The sequence below is a fragment of the Streptomyces sp. NPDC056161 genome (assembly GCF_042268025.1).
In the GTDB taxonomy this organism is placed as follows: domain Bacteria; phylum Actinomycetota; class Actinomycetes; order Streptomycetales; family Streptomycetaceae; genus Streptomyces.
Genome location: NZ_JBHJUV010000071.1, coordinates 20,896 through 45,205 on the forward strand (window position 1 = coordinate 20,896; position 24,310 = coordinate 45,205).

General features: G+C 72.7%; 16 protein-coding genes and 1 pseudogene. 10 read left to right on the top strand and 7 right to left on the bottom strand.

The window, feature by feature from the left end:
• Window positions 1-88: 88 nt before the first annotated feature.
• On the top strand, window positions 89-649 hold the full coding sequence (locus tag ACFC09_RS40230; protein WP_376537073.1) for a pyridoxamine 5'-phosphate oxidase family protein: 561 nt from the start codon (window positions 89-91) through the stop codon (window positions 647-649).
• A gap of 120 nt (window positions 650-769) precedes the next feature.
• On the opposite strand, the gene ACFC09_RS40235 is transcribed toward ACFC09_RS40230, so the two are convergent.
• The gene (locus ACFC09_RS40235; RefSeq protein ID WP_376537075.1) at window positions 770-1,051 is read right to left on the bottom strand and encodes a heavy-metal-associated domain-containing protein; all 282 of its coding nucleotides are present in this window, start codon (window positions 1,049-1,051) and stop codon (window positions 770-772) included.
• Between the two features lie 415 nt (window positions 1,052-1,466).
• On the opposite strand from ACFC09_RS40235, the gene ACFC09_RS40240 reads away from it, so the two are divergent.
• From ACFC09_RS40240 to ACFC09_RS40250, 3 genes are all read left to right on the top strand, one after another.
• Window positions 1,467-1,748, top strand: a complete 282-nt coding sequence (locus ACFC09_RS40240) for a metal-sensitive transcriptional regulator (protein WP_376537077.1) — start codon at window positions 1,467-1,469, stop codon at window positions 1,746-1,748.
• A gap of 213 nt (window positions 1,749-1,961) precedes the next feature.
• Window positions 1,962-3,377: a M20/M25/M40 family metallo-hydrolase gene (locus tag ACFC09_RS40245; RefSeq protein ID WP_376537079.1), complete on the top strand. Its 1,416-nt coding sequence runs from the start codon at window positions 1,962-1,964 to the stop codon at window positions 3,375-3,377.
• 598 nt (window positions 3,378-3,975) lie between these two features.
• Window positions 3,976-4,374, top strand: coding sequence for a hypothetical protein (locus ACFC09_RS40250; protein ID WP_376537081.1), 399 nt, complete (start codon window positions 3,976-3,978; stop codon window positions 4,372-4,374).
• Window positions 4,375-4,875: 501 nt separating this feature from the next.
• Here the strand turns inward: ACFC09_RS40250 and ACFC09_RS40255 are convergent.
• Complete coding sequence (locus tag ACFC09_RS40255; RefSeq protein ID WP_376537083.1) at window positions 4,876-5,580, bottom strand: TetR/AcrR family transcriptional regulator; 705 nt, start codon at window positions 5,578-5,580, stop codon at window positions 4,876-4,878.
• A 491-nt stretch (window positions 5,581-6,071) separates the two neighbouring features.
• Here ACFC09_RS40255 and ACFC09_RS40260 point away from each other — a divergent pair, with 491 nt between their 5' ends.
• The 3 genes from ACFC09_RS40260 to ACFC09_RS40270 all read left to right on the top strand — a co-directional run bounded on the left by ACFC09_RS40260 (window position 6,072) and on the right by ACFC09_RS40270 (window position 13,275).
• Complete coding sequence (locus ACFC09_RS40260; RefSeq protein ID WP_376537084.1) at window positions 6,072-9,005, top strand: AAA family ATPase; 2,934 nt, start codon at window positions 6,072-6,074, stop codon at window positions 9,003-9,005.
• Window positions 9,006-9,105: 100 nt separating this feature from the next.
• A complete protein-coding gene (locus ACFC09_RS40265; protein ID WP_376537085.1) occupies window positions 9,106-9,291 on the top strand; it encodes a hypothetical protein in 186 nt (61 codons plus the stop codon).
• Window positions 9,292-9,342: 51 nt separating this feature from the next.
• Window positions 9,343-13,275, top strand: coding sequence for a carboxypeptidase regulatory-like domain-containing protein (locus tag ACFC09_RS40270; RefSeq protein WP_376537086.1), 3,933 nt, complete (start codon window positions 9,343-9,345; stop codon window positions 13,273-13,275).
• Window positions 13,276-13,468: 193 nt separating this feature from the next.
• On the opposite strand, the gene ACFC09_RS40275 is transcribed toward ACFC09_RS40270, so the two are convergent.
• The 4 genes from ACFC09_RS40275 to ACFC09_RS40290 form a co-directional block, all read right to left on the bottom strand.
• Complete coding sequence (locus ACFC09_RS40275; RefSeq protein WP_376537087.1) at window positions 13,469-14,134, bottom strand: RICIN domain-containing protein; 666 nt, start codon at window positions 14,132-14,134, stop codon at window positions 13,469-13,471.
• Window positions 14,135-14,527: 393 nt separating this feature from the next.
• Window positions 14,528-16,153 carry an esterase-like activity of phytase family protein gene (locus tag ACFC09_RS40280; RefSeq protein WP_376537089.1) on the bottom strand — a complete coding sequence of 542 codons (1,626 nt, stop codon included), beginning with the start codon at window positions 16,151-16,153 and terminating at the stop codon, window positions 14,528-14,530.
• Between the two features lie 309 nt (window positions 16,154-16,462).
• A complete protein-coding gene (locus ACFC09_RS40285; protein WP_376537091.1) occupies window positions 16,463-16,969 on the bottom strand; it encodes a flavin reductase family protein in 507 nt (168 codons plus the stop codon).
• 523 nt (window positions 16,970-17,492) lie between these two features.
• Window positions 17,493-19,493, bottom strand: coding sequence for a serine hydrolase (locus ACFC09_RS40290; RefSeq protein WP_376537093.1), 2,001 nt, complete (start codon window positions 19,491-19,493; stop codon window positions 17,493-17,495).
• Between the two features lie 546 nt (window positions 19,494-20,039).
• On the opposite strand from ACFC09_RS40290, the gene ACFC09_RS40295 reads away from it, so the two are divergent.
• Both ACFC09_RS40295 and ACFC09_RS40300 read left to right on the top strand, forming a co-directional pair.
• Complete coding sequence (locus ACFC09_RS40295; RefSeq protein WP_376537095.1) at window positions 20,040-20,948, top strand: metallophosphoesterase family protein; 909 nt, start codon at window positions 20,040-20,042, stop codon at window positions 20,946-20,948.
• Window positions 20,896-21,576 (top strand): 4'-phosphopantetheinyl transferase, encoded by a 681-nt coding sequence (locus tag ACFC09_RS40300; protein WP_376537096.1) that lies wholly within the window; start codon window positions 20,896-20,898, stop codon window positions 21,574-21,576. Before ACFC09_RS40295 ends, ACFC09_RS40300 begins: the two co-directional genes overlap by 53 nt.
• 243 nt (window positions 21,577-21,819) lie before the next feature.
• Here ACFC09_RS40300 and ACFC09_RS40305 read toward each other — a convergent pair whose 3' ends face one another.
• Entirely contained in the window at window positions 21,820-23,055 is a 1,236-nt protein-coding gene (locus ACFC09_RS40305; protein ID WP_376537098.1) for an MFS transporter, read from the bottom strand.
• 788 nt (window positions 23,056-23,843) lie between these two features.
• Between ACFC09_RS40305 and fusA the strand changes: the two are divergent.
• A pseudogene (gene fusA / locus ACFC09_RS40310) lies at window positions 23,844-24,206 on the top strand (elongation factor G); the annotation flags it as partial.
• Window positions 24,207-24,310 lie beyond the last annotated feature (104 nt).

Here is a 24,310-nt window from a genome sequence, read left to right on the forward strand (position 1 = left end):
CACGCCGCGGACCACGTACGCCGCGGGCCGTGCGGCACGCCCGCCGCGGCGCCAGGACACCATACGGTCACCCACGGAAAGGTCTCCCATGGCGATCGAAGAGAACCTGATCGACCGGACGGCACATCTGCTGAACGAGGCCCGGTACCTGAACCTGGCCACCACCCGGGACGGCACCCCCTGGGCGGCCACCCTGGAGTACGCGTGGTTCCCCGATCCGCTGCACTTCGTCTTCGGTTCGTCCACCGGATCCCGCCACAGCGGTGACATCCGCTCCCAGCCGCGGGTGGCCGGTTCGCTGTTCGTCAGGGAGGGCGCGGCCGGGGTGGCCGTCTCGTCCGTCGACGGAGCGCAGTTCACCGGCCGCTGCACGGAGATCCCGCCCGAACAACTGGCCGCGTACCACGCGCCGTTCTATGAGACGGTGTTCCCGGACGCTCGGCAGCGGACCGAATGGCAGCTGCCGTCGGAGCTGTTGCAGGCGCCCGCGCCCCACCGCCTCTACCGGATCGACGTCGAGCACTGGTGGCTGATCGACACGCGCACCTGGGCCGAGGACCGCGTCGACCGCCGGATCGAACTGCCGTTGGACGCCGGGACACAGACCCGGCTGTCCGCTCGCAGGCGGGTCAGGACGGCGTTCGGTTGACCTGCCCGCCCGGACGGTGCGCGGGGGCGGGTGAACCGGCCGGGTCCGCCGGCGGGGGGTGGGAACGGGCCCGGCCGGATCGCACCCCGCGGGCGGCGGGGAGCGCTGCACGGGACCGCGTCAGGCGGCGCGGCCGGTCAGTTCGTACCCGGCGTCGTCGACGGCCTTGGCGATCAGGGTGTCATCGGGGCCCTCCTTGGTGATGACCGTGACCCGGCCGGTGTCCACGTCGACGTCGACGGACAGCACGCTGTCGACCCCGCCGACGGCTTCCGTGACCGCCGCCTTGCAGTGGCTGCACGTCATACCGGACACCGCGTAGGTGGTGCTGACGCCGTCGGAGACGGACTCGCCGGTCGCGTCGGAGTGGCAGCTGCCGTCGGGGGTGCAGCAGGACGACATGGGTTTCCTCCTGGAGTTGAGCAGAGACTTGGCGGCGGCCCATTACCCCTGGAGGGTGAGGGTACTCATTACGGCCCTCCGGGTGTGGCGCCCGGTAATACATATACCCCCTACCCCTATATGGGGGCAAGGTCCCCGCACTCCCGTCGGCGCATCGGCACCGCCCGGATCCGCCTCGGCCACGGGGCGGCGGGGGAGGGGCCGCGGCAGCCGCTGTCCGCCCGGGTCGCGGGGCCGCCGGCCGGTGGTCCCGCGGCGGAACCGGGAATCCCCGGTGCTCCGCGGTCCGTAGCGGCAGTTCACCCCGGGTTCCTTCTGCCGTCGGCCGCGGGTGGTTCGTACCGGTGGAGGGTATCTTTTAGGGGGGAGCTCGCCGCAGGGGGCGACCCTCGGTGGAGGGAAGGGAAGCGGAGGCATGGCGGGCCAGAAGAAGCACAAGGATGACGTGATGATGCGGCTGCGCCGCATCGAGGGCCAAGTACGCGGGCTGCAACGCCTGGTGGCGGAGGACACCTACTGCATCGACGTCCTCACCCAGGTGTCGGCGGTGACCCGCGCGTTGCAGTCGTTCGCACTGCAGATGCTGGACGAGCACATGGCCACCTGCGTGAGCGACGCGGTCGCCGAGGGCGGTGCCGAGCGGGAGCAGAAACTGAAGGAGGCGTCCGACGCCATCGCGCGGCTCGTGCGTTCATGACCGCGCGGCCCGCGTCGGAAAACTCCGGGGCGCGCGTCGGGACCGTGTTCCCGTAACCGGACTCGGCGCCGCTGGCCCTCCCGTGGATCCGGCCGGCCGAGGCCACTCGCCGCCCACGGCCGCTCCCGCCGCCCCGCGGGCCGCCCTTGCCCATTCTTGGCGTGTCCACAACCATGGCAGGGTCGGTCGGCACAGCCAGCCCCGGGAGGGCAGATGCGTCCCAGCCTCAGCAGGCGAACCATCCTGACCGCGACAGCGGCGAGCGGCGCGGCGGTACTGGGAACGACGGGACCGGCCGAAGCGGCCCCACCGCGGGACGAGGGCCGGCGCCCGCCCGCGACGGCCCAGCCGCCCAGCCGTGAACTGCGCACCCTGCTCGCGGAGATCGATCCGGCCCGCATCGAGGCGACGGTCCGCAGACTCGTCTCCTTCGGCACCCGGCACACCCTGTCCGTCCAGGACGACCCGGTACGCGGCATCGGCGCCGCCCGCGACTGGCTGCTCGCCGAACTCCGCTCGTACGCCGCGGCCTCCGGCGGCCGGATGACGGCGGAACTCCAGTCGTACGTCCAGGAACCCGCCTCCCGGGTCCCGACCGCCACCCGCATCACCAACGTGCTCGCCACCCTGCGCGGCTCGGTGACCCCGGAGCGCGTGTACGTCGTCTCCGGCCACTACGACTCCCGCGTCACGGACGTCATGGACGCCACGTCCGACGCGCCGGGCGCGGACGACGACGCGTCCGGCGTGGCCGTGGTGCTGGAACTGGCCCGGGTGATGGCGAAGCGGCGTCCGGCGTCGACGATCGTGTTCGCGGCGGTGGCGGGGGAGGAGCAGGGGCTGTACGGGGCGGCGCACATGGCCCAGCAGTTCAAGGCGGCCGGCGCCGACGTGCAGGGCATGTTCACCAACGACATCGTCGGCAGTTCCACCGCGGACGACGGCACACGGGACCCGTACACCGTCCGCCTCTTCGCGGAGGGCGTCCCGTCCTCCGAAACGCCCGAACAGGCCGCGACCCGCCGCTCGGTGGGCGGCGAGAACGACTCCGCGACCCGCCAGTTGTCCCGGTTCGTGCGCGACGTGGCCGACAACGACGCGACCGGCATGCAGGTCCGGGTGATCTACCGACGGGACCGCTACGGCCGGGGCGGCGACCACATCCCCTTCCTCGAACAGGGCTATGCGGCCGCACGGTTCACGGAACCCGCCGAGGACTTCGCCCACCAGCACCAGGACGTACGCGTCGACGAGGCGGGCCAGCAGTACGGCGACCTGCCCGAGTTCTGCGACTTCCGCTACGTCGCCCGGGTCGCCCGGGTGAACGCGGCGACCCTGTGGTCCCTGGCCCAGGCCCCCGGCACACCGCGCGGCGCGAAGATCATCACCTCGGCGCTCACGAACTCGACGGACCTGGCGTGGACCCGGGGCACCGAGCCGGACCTGGCCGGCTACGAGGTCGTCTGGCGGGAGACCACGGACCCCGAGTGGACCCATGTCATCCCGGTCGCGGACGTGACGCGGCACGAAGTGGACCTGTCCAAGGACAACGTGTTCTTCGGAGTGAGAGCGGTGAACCGGGCGGGACTCAGGAGCCCGGTCGCCTTCCCGCAGCCTGCCGCCGGTTAGGAGCGGCCCGGACGCGCCCGGCGCACGACGAACAGGAGATCGCCGCGCTGCACCGGGCGCGGGTGACGGGCGAGGCGGAAGGCCCGATCGTCGTGCGCTCCAACGCCCACCTGGCGGAACGGGCCGTGCCCGAGTGGCGGGCGGCCCTGGACGCCCTCCAGGAACTGCCGAGGTTCGAGGCCGACAGCGCGGTCCGGTTCTTCGCCCGGCACCTTCGGACGGGCGGCCGCCTCGCCTGCCTGACGTGCGCCGGTGCCGGCGCCTCCGGGCCGAGGCGGTCCTGCCGCCTCGGCCCGGCCCGGCACACCGTGTGCCGCCCCCGTCCAGCGTCCCGCACCGAGCCGCGATGGACCGTTTGCTACTGCGTTTTTTATTCCGGTCAACCCTTCACAACGTGCCGTGATGATGGTCACTGTGAACGCATTTGCAAATATGAGGCCCCCCTCGGCTACGCTGGCATCAGCCGAACATGAGGACCCCCTCCGGAAGAGCCCCCTTGGCTCGGCAACCGGGCGGTCCGGATTTCCCGGATCGCAGATCACAGACAGGGCAGCGGCCGCCTGGCGGCGGTACCGCGGCACCTCACGAGGAGACGAAGATGAACAGGTGGATCAGGCGGGTCTCGGTCGGTCTTGCTTCTGCGGCACTGGCGGGCGGAGCCGTTCTCGGCGCCGGCGGCGCGGCTTCGGCGGCGGTTTCGCAGCCCGTGCAGGCGACCCACGCGCAGCCCGTCCAGCACGCCCAGGTCACGGCCGCTGCCCTGAGGACCGGCGGCGACCGGATCGGGTACCACGGCGACGGGTACGGAAACGGGTACGGATACGGCAACGGGTACGGAATCAGCTGGCCCGGCCAGCCGAACTATTCAGCGCGCTGGGACGGCCACCACGCGTACTTCTGGGACGGGAACGGGTGGAACCAGGTCACGCCGTGGCGCGGCATCGGAGCCACTCAGTGGTACGTGAACCAGTACGCGTGGTACCTGAACCACCGGTGATGCGGATGCGGCCCATCGAGGTCGGCTCGGCGTCGCGCGCGGACGAGGCCCAGGAGGGTCGCGTCCGCGCGCCGTCGGGCCGCCGCGTCATGTCGGGCCACCGCGCGCCGGCGGGTCACCGCGTGCCGGGCCGGGCGGTGTCGCCGGGAGCCGAGTCCGGTCGGCTCGACCCGGACGCCGAACCGGCGGGCGCGTTTGCGGCAAGCCTACGAACGCCGTCCCTGTCGAACGCCGTCCCTGTCGGACGGCGGCATCGTCCGGGGCCCGAGATGCCCTGGCGGACCTGGGTCCGGTCGCCGACCACGGCGACCGGACCCGTTCGTGTGTCTCACACCGTGTGTCTCATGGCCGAGTCGTCTCATGGCCGAGTCGTCTCATGCCCGGTCTCCCGTGGCCCTGAGCCGGAAGACCCGGGCCTCATGACCCGGGCCTCATGACCCGGGCTCATGACCCGGGCTCATGACCCGGCGGGCACAGCCGCCACGTCCGTCGCCGCGTCGGTCATTCCTCCCCGTGGCACTCGACGCACTCCTCCTCGGGGCACTCCAGAGCGACAAGGCTCGCGTCGACCTGCTGGGGGGTCAGCGGGGGCTCGGCCAGTTCGTGGGCGCACGGGGCGCGGAAGGCGTCGAGCATCAGGTGGAGGTGGCGGCGCCACGCGGTGGGGGCGACGGTGCGGGTGGCCTGGATGATCCCGGCCTGCGACCAGATCACGAACGCGATGTCCTGCGGGGTGACGTCGCCGCGGAGGGTCCCCTGCTCCTGGGCCTTGGTGAAGATCTCGGCCGCCAGTCCCTTCGCGCGCTCGAACATGCCCCTGCCGAGTGCGTGCAGGGGCAGTCGCGCGGAGACCAGGTCGTGGAACGCGCGGTCGCACGCCTGTAGCTCACACAGCTTTTCCAGGTAGTGGCAGAACCCGTCCCACGCGTCGTCCATGTTCGCGGCCGCCTCGGCGGCGTCGAGCAGTTCCGTGAACTTCGCGGTGAAGAGTTCCTCGACCAGGTCCAGCCGGCTGGGGAAGTGCCGGTAGAGCGTTCCGATCGCGACACCGGCCTCGCGGGCGATGCCTTCCAGGGAAGCGCCCAGACCCTGCGCGGCGAAGCTCCTGCGGGCTGCGGCCAGGATCGCGTCCCTGTTGCGCTGCGCATCACGCCTGAGCGGTCTTGCCGCCGCCCGTGGTGCGGAAAGGGTGGGCTGGGGGCTCATGCCGTCAGCATAACATGAGGGGGCCCTCGAATTAAAGGGTGACCTCGCTCACGGCACGGGGGCCGACCGCGGACGCCGGGCTCGCGGTGAGTGGTCGCACTCATACGTCTGCTCTCCCGAGGACGACGGGGAGTGCCCACCGCGTCCGGCCGACACGCGCGACCGACGCCGGCTCGGCGCCGAACGCCAGGGGGTACGCCCGCCTGCGGCATCCGCGGGGGCGACGTACTGCCGGCTCCGCCGTCGCGTGCGACCTCGTCCCGCGGTCGGCCGGTGCGCCGATCCGTGCCCGCGTGACGGGACCTGGACGAGCCCGCGAGGCGCGGGACGACGAGCGTGAACTGCCCTTTCCCTGCACGGAGATGAGGCACACGGTACGACCGCCGTGCGGATCGGCGCGGGCCCCCGCGCCGTACGCCGGCCCGGCGCCGCGGCGAGGGCCGCGGGCGCGCCCGGCAGAATGAGCCCACCGGGCCCGATCGGAGGCGGATGTGACAGCAGCGGAGAGCGTCGGCGCGCTCGTGCGCCGACCCGACCTCGGCGTACCCCGCCTGGTCGGCCGCGACCGCGACCTCTCGGCACTCGGCCGGGCGCTCGACGAGCGGCCGGGCCTCGTCGTGGTCGCGGGCGAGGCGGGCATCGGGAAGACCCGGCTGCTCCACGAACTGCTCGGGCGACGGCCGGAGACGGCACTGGTCGCGGTCTGCCCGCCGTTCCGGGAGCCGTACACCCTCGGCCCGGTCGTCGACGCCGTACGCCGGCTCGCCGACCGGGTCACCGGCCTGCCGCTGACCGGGCTCGCCGGGGCGCTGCGCCCGGTCTTCCCGGAGTGGGCCGGGCAACTGCCGCCCGCCCCCGAACCGCTGCCCGACGCGGCGGCCGCCCGGCACCGCCTGCTGCGCGCGCTCGTCGAACTCGTCGACGCCCTCGGCGTCGGGCTGTTCGTGGTGGAGGACGCCCACTGGGCCGACGAGACCACCCTGGAACTCCTGCTGTTCCTGCGGGCCAGGCCGGAGCGGAGCCCGCGGCTCGTCCTCACCTACCGGCCCGAGGACGTCCGCCCCCAGTCGCTGCTGCGCCGGCTGGTCGCACAGGCCGGCGTCACCCGGCTGGAACCCGGCCCCCTGGACATCGCCGGGACCGCGGACCTGGTCTCCTCGATGCTCGGCGGGGAGCCCGTCTCCGAGGAGTTCGCCGGATTCCTGCACGGCCACACCGACGGACTGCCGCTCGCCGTCGAGGAATCGGTCCGCCTGCTCTACGACCGGGCCGACCTGGTCTGTGAGGACGGCGCCTGGCTGCGGCGCGACGTGGCGGAACTCGACGTACCGCCCAGCATCCGCGACGCCGTGCTGGAGCGGACCTCCCGCCTCGGGCCCGCGGCGCGCGCGATGCTCGCCGCGCTCGCCGTGCTGGAGGGCGAGCGGGCGCCGGCGCTGGTCGCCGAGGTCGCCGGCCTGACCCTGCCGGAGGCGGAGAACGGTCTGGCCGAGGCGCTGGCCGGCGGGCTGCTGCACGAGGACCGCGACGCCCGGGTGGGATTCCGGCACATGCTGGCCGCGCGCAGCGTCCACCACGCCCTCGGCGCCCTCGAACGCGGCCGCCTGCACCGTCGCGCCGGGGCGGCACTCGAACAGGAACCGGTGCGCCGCGTCGCCGAACTGGCCCGGCACTTCCGCGAGGCGGGCGACCCGGACCGCTGGGCCGGGTACGCCGAGCAGGCGGCCGACCACGCGATCTCCTCGGGCGACCCGCGTACGGCGTTCGGGCTGCTCCTCGACCTCCTCGCGGGCGGTGCCGTCCGCGGCGCCGCGGTGTCCCGTCTGGTGCAGCGCATGCCGCTGTACGCCGCGCCCGGCAACGGGCCGCTGCGCGACCTCGTCACCGTGCTGCGCGCCACCGCCGCCGGCGAACTCACCCCGCACGAGCGGACCGAGGTCACCTGGCAGCTGGCCCGGCTGATGTTCCACGTCGGTGACGTGGAGGGCGCCTCCGCGGAGATGGAACAGGCCGTGCCGGGACTGGTCGGGGACCGGCCGGTCGCCGCGGTCCACGCGATGATGATGCTCGCCCGGCCGCTCGCGACCGCGCACCCCGCCGCGCATCACCGTGCCTGGCTGGAGCGTGCCGGACGGCTGGTCGAGGACCGGCTGGACCCGGCGCCCGAGGACCGGCTCTCCTTCCTCATGGACCGCGCCGCCACCCTCCTGGTGCTCGGCGACCCGGCCGGCTGGACGGCGGCCCGCGACCTGCCGGGCGACGGACGGACCCCCGGCGAAGTGCTGCAACGCGCCCGGGGGTTCGCCAACCTCGGCGAGGCGGCCATGCTGTGGGGCCGCTACGCCGACGCCCGGCACCGGCTCGACGCGGCCGCCGCCCTGGCCGAGGAGCACCAGCACCTGCGCCTGCGCGACCTGGTCGGGGCGACCCTCGCCCACCTCGACTGGCTCACCGGCCACTGGAGCGGACCGCGGAAGTGGCAGGCGTCGGCCCTCGACGCCGACGAACCCGTGCTGCGCGTCGACGCGCTGCTGCTGGCCGGACTGCTCGACGCCGCCCACGGTGACCACCACCGTGCGCGGGAGCGGGTCCTGGCCGCGATCGCGGTCGGGCGTCCACGCGGCCCCGTCGACGGGGCCCGCGACCCGTCCGCCGTGCTCGCGCGACTGGCGATCGCCACCGGCCGCCCCGCGGAGGCCCTGGCCGCCACCGATGCCGCCTGGCGGCTCGTCGAGACGAAGGAACTCTGGCTCTGGGCCGCCGAGATCGTCCCGCTGCGGGTCCGCGCCCTGCTCGAAGCCGGTCGGGCCGCGGAGGCCGCCCGCGCGGCCACGGCCTTCGCGGCGGGTACCCGCGGGGCGGACGCGCCGGTCGCGACGGCGGCCCGCCTGCTGACCGCGGCCCTGCTCGCCCGCGCCGACGGCGATCCGGCGCGGGCCGCCGGGCACTTCGAGGAGGCGGCCGCCGCCTGGAGCGCCCTGCCCAGACCGTACGACGCGCTGCTGGCCCGCGAGTCGGCGGCGGGCTGTCGCCTCGCCGCCGGTGCACGGGAGGGGGCCGTCGACGTGCTCCGCGAGGTCTTCGACGGCCTCATCGCCCTCGGCGCGCGGGGGGACGGGGACCGGGTACGGCACACCCTCGCGGACTTGGGGGTCCGGGTCGGCACCCGGGTGGGCCGGCCCGGCTACGGCGACCGGCTCTCGCCGCGCGAACTCGACGTGGTGCGGCTGCTGGTGGAGGGCCGGACCAGCGGACAGATCGCCCGCGTCCTCGGGCTCTCGCCCCGCACCGTCGAGAAACACGTCCACTCCGCGATGCGCAAACGGGACGCGCCCTCGCGCACCGCGCTCGCCGTCGCCGTGGTGGAGTCCGGTGACGTGCCGCTGCCCGGGAACGCGCCGCAGCCGCCCGCGTCGACGGGGTAGTTCCGGGGGCCACGGGAGTTTCCCGGGTAGTTCTGCGCATTGCCGCCCACGCGTCGTGCGGCGTTCACTGCTGGCTCTGGGACAGAACGGAGCAGCCGCGATGACCTCTGGCAATGGCGCCGAACCGGCCGGCGAGGAACCGGCGGCCGACAGCGTCGACACACCCCAAAAGGGTCACGCCGACGACTCGGACGACAGTGCGGAACCCCCTGCCGATCCGGCCACGGGCGCGGAACCGCCGCGCACGAGCCGGCGGAAGGCGGGCGTCGAGTACTGGCCGGTCTGACCAGCACCCCACTCAAGTCGGCCCGGCCGACGCACCCTTCCGAGGAGAGTGATGTACGCACGACTACGCATGTGGGCCGCCGGGCTGGCGGTCGCCTGCGCCGCGGCGTCCGGCCTGGTGGCCGTCGCACCGGCACAGGCGGCGGCCGGCGCGACCGGTGCAGCCCCGAGCAGCACGGCGGGCTACAGACCCGTCGGCTGCGCCATCCCCCTGCCCGCCGCCGAGCAGAAGGGTGACGCGCCCTACGCCACCTGCGACCTCATGGGTGTGACGGACCGTCACGGCGCCCTGGCCGCGGACGCGGACACCCCGCCCGCCACCGCCCTCACCCCGAACGACATCAGGGCGGCCTACGACCTGCCCGAGGGCGGCGCCGGCCAGACCGTCGCCATCGTCGACGCCGGCGGCTACGCGTCCGCCGAGGCCGACCTCGCCGTCTTCCGCACCACCTACGGCCTCCCCGCGTGCACGACGGCGAACGGCTGCTTCACCAAGGTCGACCAGAACGGCGGCCACAACCTCCCGGCCGAGGACCCCCACTGGTCCATGGAGACCGCGCTTGACCTCGACGCCGTCTCCGCCGCCTGCCCGCAGTGCCACATCCTGCTGGTCCAGGCGGACTCGGCCGCCATCGACGACCTCGGCCAGGCCGAGAACACCGCCGCCGCACAGCACCCCGTGGCCATCTCCAACTCCTACGGCATCCCCGGCGAGGGCAGCGCCCCGGCGGCCTACGACCACTACTACGACCACCCCGGTATCGCGGTCACCGCGTCCAGCGGCGACTACGGCAACATCGTCAACTGGCCCGCGTCGAACGGAAAGGTCCTCGCCGTCGGCGGGACCACACTGACCCGCGACGCCACCACCGACCGCGGCTGGACCGAGGCGGCCTGGGCCGACGGCGGCTCGGGGTGCTCGACCACCGAGCCGAAACCGGCGTACCAGCAGGGCATCGACACCGGCTGTGCCAACCGTGCCATCGCCGACATATCCGCCGACGCCGACCCGGCCACCGGCCTCGGCGTCTACGACTCGTCCGGGCTCGGCGGCTGGGCCCAGGTCGGCGGCACGTCGCTGTCGTCGCCGCTCATCGCCGCGATGTACGCCCTCGCGGGCACCCCGACGCCCGGCACCTACCCGGTGACCTACCCGTACGCAGACCCGAACGCCGGTGACCTCACCGACGTCACCGCCGGCTCCGACGGCCACTGCGGCAACCAGCTGTGCGAGGCCCGCAAGGGCTGGGACGGTGCGACCGGACTCGGCACGCCCGCCGGCGTCGGCGCGTTCCGTCAGGGCCCGCACGGCCTGGTCACCGGTACCGTGCGCGGCTCGGGCCCGGCGAGCGGTCCGGTCTCCGGTGCCGCGGTCACCGCCACGGACGCGGACGGCCGCGGCTACACCGCCACGACCGACGCGTCGGGCCGCTTCACCCTCGCCCCCGCCCCCGGTGACTACACCCTGACCGTCGCCCAGTTCGGCTACGCGACGGCCCGCACCACGCTGAAGGTCACGGAGGGCGGCACGGCGAAGAAGTCCTTCACGCTGCACGCCCTGCCCACCCACGCCGTCTCCGGCACCGTCACCGACGCCTCGGGCCACGGCTGGCCGCTCGCCGCGACCGTCACCGTCGACGGCTACCCCGGCGGCGCGGTCGACACGGACCCGGTCACCGGCCGGTACACCGTCCGCCTGCCGGACGACGGGCACTACAAGCTGCACGTCTCGTCGTCCCTGCCGGGCTACCGGACGGCGGACGACACCCTCGCCGTCGGCACCGCCGACGTGCACCACGACGTGTCGCTGTCCGCCGACGCGAGCGCCTGCACCGCGCTCGGCTACCGCTACGGCTACGACGGGACCACGACCGGCTTCGAGGGCTGGAGCGGCGCCACCCCGCAGGACGGCTGGACCGTCACCGACACCAGCGGCTCCGGGGTCACCTGGCGCTTCGACGACCCGGCCCACCAGGGCAACGACACCGGCGGCAGCGGCCGGTTCGCCGAGGTCGACTCCTACGACGCGGGCCTCTCCACCCACGCGACGACCAGCCTGGTCTCCCCGGTGCTCGACCTGAGCGGCGACGCCACGCCGATCGTCTCCTTCGACAACTCCTTCACGTCGCCCCGCTACAACTCCAACGCCTACGTCGAGGTCAGCGTCGACGGCGGAAAGACCTGGACCTCGGTCTGGCACATGGCCCGGACGATCTCCACCGGCCCCGAGGTCGTGGCGCTCCCGCAGGCGGCCGGCAAGAACGACGTGCAGATCCGGTTCCGGTACGACGCGGTCCACTCGTACTACTGGAAGGTGGACGACGTCTTCATCGGTGAGCGCTCGTGCGATCCCGTCTCCGGCGGACTCGTCGCCGGCACCGTCGACGACGCCAACACCGGCAAGGCACTGACCGGCGCCACCGTCAGCGTGGCCGGCACCCCGGCGGCCTCGACGGCCGACGGCGGTTACGAACTGTTCGCGCCCGCCTCGGCCGCCGACAGCTCCGGCCGGACCACCCTGGGGGTCACCCACGGCGCCTACACCGCCGCGACCGCCGAGGTCGCCGTCGCCCGCGACCGCATCACCCAGAAGGACTGGCGCCTGGGCGCAGGCCGGATCGCCGTCTCGGGCGGCTCGCTGCGGGTCACCCAGCCGCAGGGCCGCTCGACGACCCGGACCGTGACGCTGCGCAACACCGGCACCGCCCCGGTCCACGTCGTCCTCAACCCGCAGGACGGCTCGTACACGCCCGACTCGCACGCCGGACAGTCACGCGAACAGGGCACCGGCGCACCGGTCCGCCGCCTCGACGGCGACTTCACCCGTGGGTCGCTGCTCACCGGCGGGACCCGTCCGACCACTGCGGGGAAGGGCACGGCCGACGCGACCGCCGCGGCGGGCACCAGCACGGCGGGCACCACCGCGTGGACGACCACCGACGCCCTGCCGACGCCGGTGATGGACGGCGGCACGGTCACGCTCGACGGGAAGGTGTACACCTTCGGCGGGACCGACAAGGCGAGCCTGCTGTTCAAGGCATTCGTCCACGACCCGGCGGGCGGAGGCTGGCAGCGGCTGGCGAACCTGCCGGAGGGCCTGGAGAAGCCCGCCGTGGAGGCGATCGACGGCGACATCTACGTCGTCGGCGGCTGGAACAGCACCGGCAACGCCTCGACGGCCGTGTACCGCTACGACCCGAAGCACGACTCGTGGACCACGGCGGCGCCGCTGCCCACGGGCGTCACGGCGGGCGGCAGCGCGGTCCTCGGCGGTCGGCTCTACGTGGTCGCCGGCTGCGGCGGCAACTGTGCCCCGGCCTCGCAGGCGACCTACGTCTACGACCCGCGGGGCGACGCCTGGAGCAAGGCGGCCGACTACCCGGTCACCGACGCGTGGCTGTCCTGCGCCGACATCGACGGCCGGGTCGTCTGCGCCGGCGGGACCGATCCGGTCAGCGGCAAGGACACGGCGGCGACCTACGCCCTCGACCCGGTCACCGGCACGTGGACGGCGCGGGCCGATCTGCCCTACCCGAACTGGGGGATGGCCGCCGCGTCCTCCGGCGGGCGGCTGCAACTGGTCGGCGGCGTCACCGGCGGACAGCTGACCAACCAGGCGGTGGAGTACGACCCGGCCACCGACTCCTGGTCGGCGCTGCCCGCGGCCGACGCGCCGGTCTACCGCGGCGGCGGCACCTGCGGGATGTACGTCGTCGGCGGCGCGGACGGCACCGGCGACGCGGTCACCGGCGTCGAGCAGTTGCCGGGCTACGGCGACTGCGGCACCTCGGGCGCGGCCGGCTGGCTGTCGGCCCCGCACTCCGTCACCGTCGCCCCGGGCGCCACGGTGCGGGTACCGGTCACCCTGGACGCGGCCGAGGCCGGCCAGGCCGGCACCTACACCAGCGGGCTGACCGTCGGCACCGACTCGCCGTACGCCGTCCCGGCGCTGGCCGTGACGATGAAGGTGACCGGCACGCACTGACCGCGGACCGGCCCACGGCCGGCCGTACCGGCACCGTCCGACGGGGCTCCCGGGAACCCGCCCGGGAGCCCCGTCGGCGACACCGCCGGGAGCCCGCGTCCGGTGCCGGCCCGCGGGCACCACGCGGCCCCTGCGGACGCCGAACGCCCCGCGGGCAGGCCGCCCGCGGGGCGTGTGCGAAGGTGACGAGGGATCAGCCGATCGGCGGCGAATTGAGATAAGTGAATTTCCACACCTGGTTCCAGCGGTTCCATTCCGTGCCCGTTGTGATGCAGTTCCATGTCTGTAGGATCGCCTGCTCGCCGGGCTGACCGGTGGAGGAGGCCGCGTCCAGACAACGGCCGGTCGAGCGATTCCTGATGATCATGTACGTGATGGGGAAGCACATGCACGGTTCCTGCGGCGGAGTGATCTGCTGGGTGTACCACTCGGACGGTGAGTATCCGGGATCGCAGTACGGGTCCTGGACGACCGGCGTCCCGTTCTGGGTGCCGCCGCCGAGCATCAGACACTGACCGGAGTGGCGTGCCTTGATGCGGAAGTATCCGTTGCCGCTGTCGAGCAGCTCGAACTCCTGTGACCAACTGGTGTTGTCCGGCCAGAGGAAGACGCCCTGACCTGGGCTGGTGGAGGCCCACATGACGTCGGCGCGGAGCCCGGTGGACTGATTCACGATCTCCACGAGAGGGACGTACGCGGCCGTCCTCGCGGGGGCGGCGCCGGTGATCGGGGCGGCCGTCGAGGACGGGGCGCCGGGTCCCTGGGCGGCAGCCGACGGGGTGACCACGAAGCCCGCCAGCGCGGCCATCGCCGCGATCAGCGACGACTTTCTCAGTTCTCTCTTCCGTAAGAGCTGCAACCCATTTCCTTTCTTCGGCGCACACCGCATTCGCGTCCGCGAAATGCGGTGGCGAACAGATGAAAATCGGGGCAGTGCCGGAGCGGAGCTGGTTGCAGGACAGATCAGTAATACGCCTCAGGCGCCTCGCGCGTCCCTCCCCAGTCGAATTCAATCCTGGCCGGAATACGGCTGGAGAACAAGCGCCCACTTTCGCCACCGCCCCATGCGCAAGAAAGCGCACGCACGCTACGTCGCGGCGGCAGGTGCCCGCGGCCGCCGCCGGGGCCGCCGGCGCAGCGCCCCGTCCCCGTGGCGCTGTCCGGGCGGCCCGACGTCCTCGGGTCCCTCCCGGGCCCGACGGCGGGCGGTGCGGAGCGGCCCGCCCCGCTCAGCGGCCCGTACGGGACACCGTCACCGCACCTCGATGGTGACCGTCGCCCTGCTGGTCGCGGCCGGCAGCCTGGTGGTGTCCACGGCGAGGTACTCGCCGTCGTCCTGCCGGCCGTCGGGCAGGGTCTTGGCGTGCAGGGTGTACGGCGGGGCGTCGTCGGAGATGCCGTCGATGCCGAAGTCACTGTCGTTGCTGACGATGACGGTGCGGCCGCCGTCGGTGGTGGCCACTCCCTCGATCTTGTCGTGGCCGAAGAAGCCACCGGTCGGGTCGAGGCTGGTGACCAGGGCGCCGAGGTCCAGGTACGGGCTCTTGGCGACCGGGGTGATACCGGCCGCCTTCAGGGCGGCCTGGGCCGTGGCGGTGTCGCCGTCGCCGACGTACGCGTCGATGGTCCGGCGGTCCTGACCGATGAGCAGCCCGCCCTTGGCCGCGTCGTACGTGGCACCCGGCACCTTCGCGGACGGGCCGACGTCGGTCGCCCCGCTCAGGTCGATCTTGAACAGCTTCTTGTACGCGCCGGGCTCCATGGCGCCGTCCCGCTCGTCGACCAGGAAGCTCGTGTCGCTGAGCGCGGTGATCTCGCTGACCGCACCGCTGTTGGTCTTCGGGTCGTCGAGCAGGTAGACGTACTCGTGGGTGGCGTGGCTGCGCAGGTTGTACGTGACGATGCGCAGCGCGGTGATGTTCTTGGTCTTCACACCGGAGGGCAGGTCGGGCACCTGGAGCGCGGACTGCATCATGCCGACGAGCGTGCTGCCGTCGGGGGTGACGGTCAGGCCCTCCATGCCCTTGTTCGGCACCCGGTCGGCCAACTCGGCCGGGAGCGAACCGTCGAAGGGCGACAGGCGTCCGATCTGCTGGCCGGCGGCGGAGAAGTGCGTGATGTACGGGCCGTACTCGTCGGACACCCAGAAGGTGCCGTCGGGCAGGGCGACCAGGCCCTCGGGGTCGTAGCCGTACGGCGACGGCGCCAGCGCCTTGCCGTCGAGGTCGACCAGGGATTCGCCGGTGCTCGCCTGGGTGCTGACGTGTCCGTTGTACGGGGTGCCGTCGGCGGCGCGCAGCGGGATGGTCTGAAGGACCTCCGCCTTGCTGCCGGTCATCCGGATCCGGGCGATCGTCGGGTCGAAGTCGGGCAACGGCAGGGCCTTCTTGCCGTCCGGGGTGTCCACGTTGGGGCCGCGGTCGGTGATCCCGTAGTACTCGTTCTTCTTGCCGGGCACCGGGTACAGGGACGAACCGAACGCCCCGCCCGTCACCTTCACCCCGCCGATCGTGGCGAGCGGCTTGACATCGGTCTGGTACAGCTTGACGGCGTCGCTGACCGAGTAGTCGAAGCTGTCGGTGCCCTTGAAGCCGGGGTCCGGCGTGTAGGCGAACGAGCCGTCCTGGTGCACGGTCAGCGAACCGTGCGCGGTCCTGGTGTGCGAGACGAGGGTCGCCGGGCTTCCGCTGTCGTTGCCCAGAAATCCCCTCCCGCGCACGGTCAGGGTCCGGCCCGCGTGGGCGGTGTACGTGTCGGGGCGTGCGGAGAGCGCCGGTTTCCCGCCGTGGTGGGCCGTCGCGGCACTCGCCAGGCTGCTGCCCGCCACCGACAGCACCACAGCGGTGGCTGCGGCGGTCGCCATCCTCAGACGAGACATGTGTTCCTCCTAGTCGGTGCGTCTCCTTGCGCGACGCACGACCGGCGAGTTTCGTGAGCGGACATGTCCTCTGCCGCAAAAGGGACTTTCCGCGACCCGCTGATCAAGTGACGCGGAGGTGACCGGCAGGTATGGCTTTCGTCATGCGGGGTTGAAGCTCCGGCCGGGGGTGGAGGAGATTCTCGGTGGAGAACGGGTCGGTGTCACTCACCGGCAGGGTCACGTCGGCTGCGGTTGCTTGGCTCATGTCGACTCCGATCAAGGCGTGGGGGAGCGCAGCGAGTGCGGGGAGCGTGCCGTGCACGCGGATCAGAGGTCCAGGACGAGGCGGTCCCCGCAGGAGCGCGAGACGCACGGGTACATGCAGTCGTCCGCGGCGCGCTCGTCGGGGGAGAGCAGGGAGTCCCGGTGGTCGGGTCTCCCCTCCAGCACCGTGGTGAGGCAGGTCCCGCAGACGCCCTGCTCGCAGGAGGACAGCAGGTCCACACCCGCTTGTCGGAGGGCCCGCAGCACCGACAGGTCGGGAGCCACGGTGACGGTGATGCCCGACCGGCGCAACTCGACCTGGAAGGCCCGGCGCACCGGCTCCGGCTGCTCCGTCGCCGAGAAACGCTCGGTGCGCAGGCTGTGCGCCGGCCAGTGCGCGGCGGCCCGCTCCACGGCGTCGAGCAGGGCCGAGGGCCCGCAGCAGTAGATCTTCGTGTGCGGCGACGGGGTGGCGAGCCATCCGCTCAGGTCCAGCCGCCCCTGCTCGTCCTCGGGGACGAGGTGCACGCGCTCGCCGTACGCGGACGTCAACTCCTCGCGGAACGCCATTGGCCCGCCTGCGTCCGCCGTACAGCAACTGCCAGTCACAGCCGATCAGTTCTGCCTGGTGCACCATCGGTATCAAGGGCGTGATGCCGCTCCGGCCCGCGCGTTCGGCTCAGGACTGTCCACGACCACGATGTCGACTCCTGTCTTCAGGAACGCGACGATCATGCTCGTGGGCGGCGTCGGGCGGCCACGGGATTCTCACTGAGCGAGCGAGGAGTTTTCGGGGCACCGGCCCGACAGGGCCGGGCACGGCCGCCCACGGTCACACGTCCACGTACGGCCACACGCCCACACGTTCACTTTCGGCCATGTACGGCCATGTGCAGCCATGTACGGTCACATGTCCACACGTTCTCGTTCAGCCACGCACCTGCGCGGACGTCCGCTGCCACCGGCCGCCGAGCGCCGCGTTGCCGGTCCTGCCGTCGGCGGCAGACGGTCGGTGGCAGGCGGTAGGCGGCAGACGGTCGGTGGCGGGCGGTCGGCGCTCGGTCGTCCGGCCGAGGGTTGCTCCCGGTGCCGCTCACCCGGTCCGGGTCAGCTTCGTTCCGACCGAGGGTTCCCGCAGCTCGGACCGCAGCGCCACCGGCACACGCTGCGCCCCCGTGCCGCCGTCCACCGCCAGCTCGCCGACCACGGTCCCGGCGGGCGCCCCGTGGACGAGAGCCTTGCCCTGCCCCCGGAGCGTGAGGGTCAGCTGCTGCCCCGGCACCCCGGCCACCGCCAGGTCCCGTGTCGCCACCACCGCCGTACGGCCACCGAGACGGTCGTCGACGTGTCCGACGACCTGGCCCTCGCGTACCACCGTCGCGGAGGTGAGCGCCTCCCGGACGGCCGTGATGACCTTCTTGCTGTTGTCCTGCACCAACACGAGGCTGTTCGCGCCGTTGGGGTCCGCACCCGTGACGTGCTGGTCCAGCATCGTGCCGAGGATCAGCCGGTCCACGCCGCCCACGGACTTGTACGCCGCCCAGGACAGCGCGCCGCCCGCCGAGGTGTTGGACCCGGTCTTGATGCCCATGACGCTCAGTCCGGCCAGGAGCAGCCGGTCGTTGTTGTTGTAGATCCGCCCGACCCCGGGGATGTCGGCGCCCGCCATGGCGACGACAGCGCGGAAGGCGTCGGACCTCATGACCGCCTCGGCGAGTACGAGTTGGTCGACGGCGGTGCTGACGGTTCCCTCGTCCAGCCCGCTGGGATCGGTGTACGTGGTGTTCTTCATGCCGAGCGACCTGGCGGCCTCGTTCATCTTCCGGACGAACGCCGTCTCGTCCCGGGTACCCGTGTCCCACCGGGCGAGCAACCGGGCCACGTTGTTGCCCGAGGGGATCATCAGCATCCGCAGCATGTCCAGGAGGCTGAACGTCTGGCCGACCCGCAGCCCCTCGATGCGTGACTCGTCCTTGGCCTTGCCCTCCTCCACCGCCTGGGCGTCGACGGTGACACGAGGGCCCGGCTCGTCCCTGGAGAGCGGGTGCTCGCGGAGAATCACGTAGGCCGTCATGACCTTGGCGACGCTCGCCGTCGGGACGGGCTTCTGCTCCCCGAACGTACCGATCGTCCCGGAGCCCTCGACCATGACCGCGGCCTGCCCCCTGGCGGGCCACGGAACGGCGAAGGCGGTGCCGTCGACTGTGAAGGACGACATCCCCGCGTCGAGGCTGAGGACCGGCCGGGGCAGCGGCCGGACCAACTGGACGACGACGAGGACGACCAGTACGAGCAGCGCTACGAGGGGCGCCCAGATCTTGAGGCCGCGGCGGAGTGTGCGCGCCGGGAGCGACGGTGACGACGACGGGTCGGTGAGGTGGGCGAGCGGGTCGAGCGGGTCGAGTGTGCCGACGGCGGGTTGTGTGCCTTGGGTGTCCTGCGGGCTCGGAGCGTCCTGCTCGGTGGACGGGGGAGCGGGCGCTTCGACACGTGCCACGCCGGTGACTTCTTCGAGGCCGTCGGCCTCTTCGGGCTTTTCGGCCCCTTCGGCCTGTCCGGCCTGTCCGGGTCCGTCGTCGGAGGGTGCCCCGGTGCTGTCGACCGGGGTTTCGTCGTCGCTGTTGTCCGGCTGGCGTGCCGGTGCGTCGGTGGTGGCGGTGGTGTCGGTGGTGCTTTTCGCCCGTTCGGGCTCGCCCGTCCGGTCCGACTGCTCGGACGGTTCCGGTTCTGACGCCGGCCGCTCGGCCGCCCCGGTGTTCTCGTCGGGGGTGTCACCGTCGTCGTCGGCCCGGTGTGCGGGTGTGTCGGTGGCGTTCTTCGCTCGTTCGGGCTCGCCCGGCCCGTCCGTCTCCTCGGCGGGCCCCGGCCCTGACGTCTGCTCCGGCCCTGGCGTCCGCTCCGGTTGCGAAGTCTGCTCCGGCTCCGACGTCCGTTTCGGCTCCGAGGTCTCCTCCGGCCCTGACGTCTGCTCGCCGGACGGTCGCCCCTTGTCCTTGGCGGTTGATGCCGGGCTCGGATCGCGTTGCGCGCTGGAGGGGCCCGCCGACGGGTCGTCCTGGTCGAGGACGCCGGTGTCGGGTGTACGGTCCGCCATCGCTGTCTCCTTCGTACGCTCGCGACACATGCCGCCGACCGGACGGGCACGTCAGGCGACCCGACGACGGTGCTGGGGTGGGCGCCGGGCGATCCACGGCCTCCGGAGTTCCGGCCGGGCATCGCCACGCGGCGGTGCGGCCAGCCTAACCGATCATCATTCGAAATCCGGGCCGACAGCAGCCGGCGGCCGACTGAAAACTGTCGATGTGTCAGCTCCTGCCGTCCTGCCGCGCGTGCGGGTGCCGCGACGCGACCGGCGTGCCGGTCGGCGCGCCGATGCCGGTGATCAGCAGCCCCGCCCACGGCGCCCTCTGAAGGGACCCTGTAGGCGGCGTGGACCTACGGCCGCCCCGCGAGCACGGCGTGATCGACTCGGGACACGGGCAGGATCAGGTGGGCCGTACGGTCGGGATCAGGACACGGCTCCCCGTGCGGCCGTCGGGACGGGAACGGCAGACAGACCCCGCGGGGCCGCGGGTCACTCTTGCCCGGCGGGCGCCCGGCGTGGTCTTGTGGAGCGGTCGTGTGATCGGAGGGGTGACGGGTGGAGTCGTCGGCCGGGAGTACCGGTGAGTTGCTGGCCATCAGCGACCTGCACGTGGGATACCCGGAGAACCGGGCCATCGTGGCGGACCTGCGTCCGACCTCGGACGAGGACTGGCTGATCGTGGCGGGCGATGTCGCGGAGACGGTGGCCGACATCCGCTGGGCCCTCCAGACGCTCGCGGACCGGTTCCGGCGGGTGCTGTGGGTCCCGGGCAACCACGAGTTGTGGACGCATCCCAAGGACGAGGTCACGCTGCGCGGAGCGGAGCGGTACGAGCATCTGGTGGCGCTGTGCCGGGAGCTGGGCGTGACCTGCCCGGAGGACCCGTATCCGGTGTGGGAGGGGCCGGGCGGCCCGGTCGCCGTGGCGCCCCTGTTCCTGCTGTACGACTACTCGTTCCTGCCCCCGGGGTGCACCACGCAGGAGGAGGGGCTCGCCTACGCGCACCGCACGGGCATCGTGTGCAACGACGAGTACCTGCTGCACCCGGACCCCTACCCCAGCCGCGAGGCGTGGTGCCGGGCGCGGGTGGCCGAGACCGAGCGCCGGCTGGCGGAGCTTCCGGACGGGCTGCCGACGGTGCTCGTCAACCACTGGCCGCTGGACCGGCATCCGACGGAGGTCCTGTGGTATCCGGAGTTCGCCATGTGGTGCGGTACCCGGGCGACCGCCGACTGGCACCGCAGGTTCCAGGTGCGGACGATGGTCTACGGCCATCTGCACATCCCGCGGACCACCTGGCTGGACGGTGTGCGCTTCGAAGAGGTGTCCGTGGGTTATCCCCGTGAGTGGCGCAAACGGCCGGGCACGCCCGGCACACTGCGCCGCATTCTGCCGATGGAGGTTGGATCCGGTGATCGAGGAGCTGCTCCCGGACTCGGTCGTGGCCGTGGACAGGCACGGTGACGACGGGATCGAGGAAGCCCCGCTCTTTCCCGAGGAGGCCGCGCTCATGGTCCGGGCCGTGGCCAAGCGGCGCCGTGAGTTCTCCGCCGTACGTGCCTGCGCCCGGCGGGCCATGGAGAAGCTGGGCGTGCCCGCACAACCGATCGTGAGCGGGGAGCGCGGAGCGCCGCAGTGGCCGGACGGCCTGATCGGCAGCATGACCCACTGCGACGGCTACTGCGCGGCGGCCCTGGCCCGCGCCACCGACCTCGCCTCCCTCGGCATCGACGCCGAGCCGCACGCCACCCTGCCCGACGGCATCCTGGAATCCGTGTCCCTCCCGCAGGAGGCCCGCCGACTGCGCGAACTGGCCGCGGTCCGGCCCGCGGTGCACTGGGACCGGCTGCTGTTCAGCGCCAAGGAGTCCGTCTACAAGGCGTGGTTCCCGCTCACCCGGCAGTGGCTCGACTTCAGTGAGGCGGACATCGAGATCCGCCCCGAGCCCGGCGGCGGTCCGCAGGGAAGCTTCCGCGCGGCACTCCTCGTGCCGGGACCGCTCGTGAACGGCCGCCGGCTCACCGGCTTCGACGGCCGCTGGGCGGTACGACGGGGTCTGGTGGCCACGTCGGTGACGGTCCCGCACGCCTGAACGGGTGCGCCCCGCCGCCTGACGGGGGACCGCGCGGTACGGGGTTCTCCGGTACGGGACTTCAGCGCGGGTGTCCCACTACGGGCGTGGCGTGTCAGTACCGGCCTCTCAGGCACCGGCATCTCGGTACCGGCATCCCGGTACCGGCCATTCCTGCGCGCCTGCCGGTAGCGGCCGTCCGGGGTTGCCCGTCCGGCACCGGCCGCCCCGCACGGCCGAACCGTACGGGCCCGCCGAGGTCTCTCAGCCGGACAGTTCGCCGAGGGCCGGCTGCTTGCGCCGCGTGGTGATCAACATCGCCCACAGCGAGAAGACCAGGGGTATGGCGCCCGAAATGATCACCTGGCCGCGGCTGGAGACCAGGCTGTTGGGCGTGCCCAGCAGATAGCCGAGGCCGATGCAGGACCGGGACAACGCCTGATAGCAGGCCCAGGCACTGCCGTGCACCTCGGCGGGCACATGGGTGTGCACCGCGTTGCGCAGCCCGACGTTGCACACGCCGTTGCCGAAGCCGCCCAGCAGGAACAGCGGGAAGATGACCGCGGCCACCGGGACGACGCCCGCGAACAACAGCCCCAGGGAGATGCCGAGCACCCCGCCCAGGATGAGAGCGGTGTGCCGGTTCGCCCAGCCCGCCCGTCCCGCGAGCAGCGCCCCGGGGATGCTGCCCAGCGCCCAGGTCGCCAGGAACAGGCCGAAGACGGTGTCGTTGCCGTCGGCGACGTCGCGCAGGTAGTAGACGCCCGCCACGACCTCGATGCTGGTCGCCAGCATCGCCGCGGCCAGGGTGGGCAGCAGCGTGCCGACGACCGGCGCGCGCCGCAGCGCCTGGTAGCCGTCCGAGAGCTTCGCGGCGGGCCGCCGTTCGAGCGTCACGTCGGAGGACTTGGGAAGGGCCAGCGCGGTGCACCAGGCGAGGACGAGGAACGAGACGGCGTCGGCGCCGAGCAATACCGCGGTGCCCCAGGCGGAGTGCAGAAAGCCGGCCAGCGCCGGCCCGAGCAGCCCCGCGGCGGACAGGCCCGCGGTGAGCAGGCTGTTGGCCCGGCCGGTGTGCTTCTCCCCGGCCACCACGGGCAGGATCTTGAAACCGGCGGCCACCGACGCCACACCGGCCAGCCCGGCCACGGCGATCAGCGCCACCCGCAGGTGGAAGGCGTCGACGACGGCGGCCGCGCCGAGCGTCAGCGCCTGGGCGACCAGGGCCCACAGACACACGGACCGCGCGCTGAGCCGGTCCACCAAGGACCCGATGAGGGGAGCGGCGACGACCGTGGGCACGAGGTCGGCGAGGAACACCTCCGTCACGCCCCACGAGATGTCCTTGTCCGCTGCGTCGAGCACCATGCCCAGAGAGGCGAGCGAGTCGCCGACGCGGGAGAAGAGGGTCCCCACGATCAGGATGAGCACGGGGGCCGGGACCAAGGTCATCCGGCGGAGCGCGGCGAACGACGTCTTCCGCGTCTTCTGCGTGTCCAATCGATTCCAATCCGTCCGCTTCTGTGTCACCCATGGACTGCTCACGAACAGATTAGAACTGTTCGTTCAACGGGACGGCGTCCACCGGCCATCCGTGCGCACCACTGTGCGTGGCCCCGGCGACGGGTTGGTTCCGTGTGCGCGTACCGGTTTCTCGACCATGAGCGGCACTTCAGCGGAAATCGGTATTCGTTCTCCGGGAATCCACCGAACGCCGGGCAACGCGTACTCGGCGGTGCGTCGAACCCGGTCCGAGCCGGTCTGACACAACATGCCTGTACCGTCCAGGTGTTGACCTCGCTTTTCGGCCAGGCACCCCAGTCGCCTGGGTTTCCCGTGGTCAACCGCGGTGGCCGGGATCCCAGTCAGGGTAAGGCTGTGCCGATCACCGCGGGTTTGCCGAATCCTGGCAGGCGAATGTCCGGAAAATGTCAGGACCTTGCCCCGACGGAGTTGACCTGAGGCCGGTCTGCGGGCCCCGGCGCACTCGAATTCCCGGCAGATCAGGGTGGATCACGGAAGATCGCGGAGGATAGTGGAAGATCGCGGCAGAAGGGGACCGAACGGGCCGCCGAGGCAAGTTCGGGAGTTTGTGGAATTCGTCCCGCGCGGCACGCTCCACACCGATCCGGATATGGATCCGGAAAACTCGGATGCACCCTCCTCGCCGCCGTCCGCAACCTGGGCATCCCGGCCCGTGTGGACGCCGGCAGGCCCACCGGTACGGCGTACCGCGGATCGCCTTCGTCGACAAGACGGACCGCGCGGGCGCCGACCTGGACGCGGCCGTCGAGTCGATCCGGGTCACCCTGACCGACGGGGCCACCCATGTGAAGGACTCCTCCGAGCCGGCCTTCCGCACGGCCGGCCGGCTCGGGCTGCGCGCGGTCCTGCGCGCCTGCGCCCCGGTCCTGCTGGAGCCGGTCGCCGAGGTCACGGTCACGGTGCCCGCGGACGCCGTCGGCGCAGTGCCCGGCGATCTGGTGGCGCGCCGCGGCCGGGTCACGGCGACCACGGCCCGGGGCGGCACGGCGGTGCTCACCGCCACCGTGCCGCCGGCCGAACTGTTCGGCTACGCCACCCGGTTGCGCAGCCGCACCCAGGGCCGCGGCACGTTCACCACCAGGCCCGGCGCCTATCGCCGGCCCCCGGGGCGGCGGCCCCGCCCCGGTGACCAGCCCGGTGATCAAGCCGCTGGTCCGGGCCGCTGGTCCGGCCCGGTGATCCGCGGTGATGAGCAGGGAGTGCTCCGGGG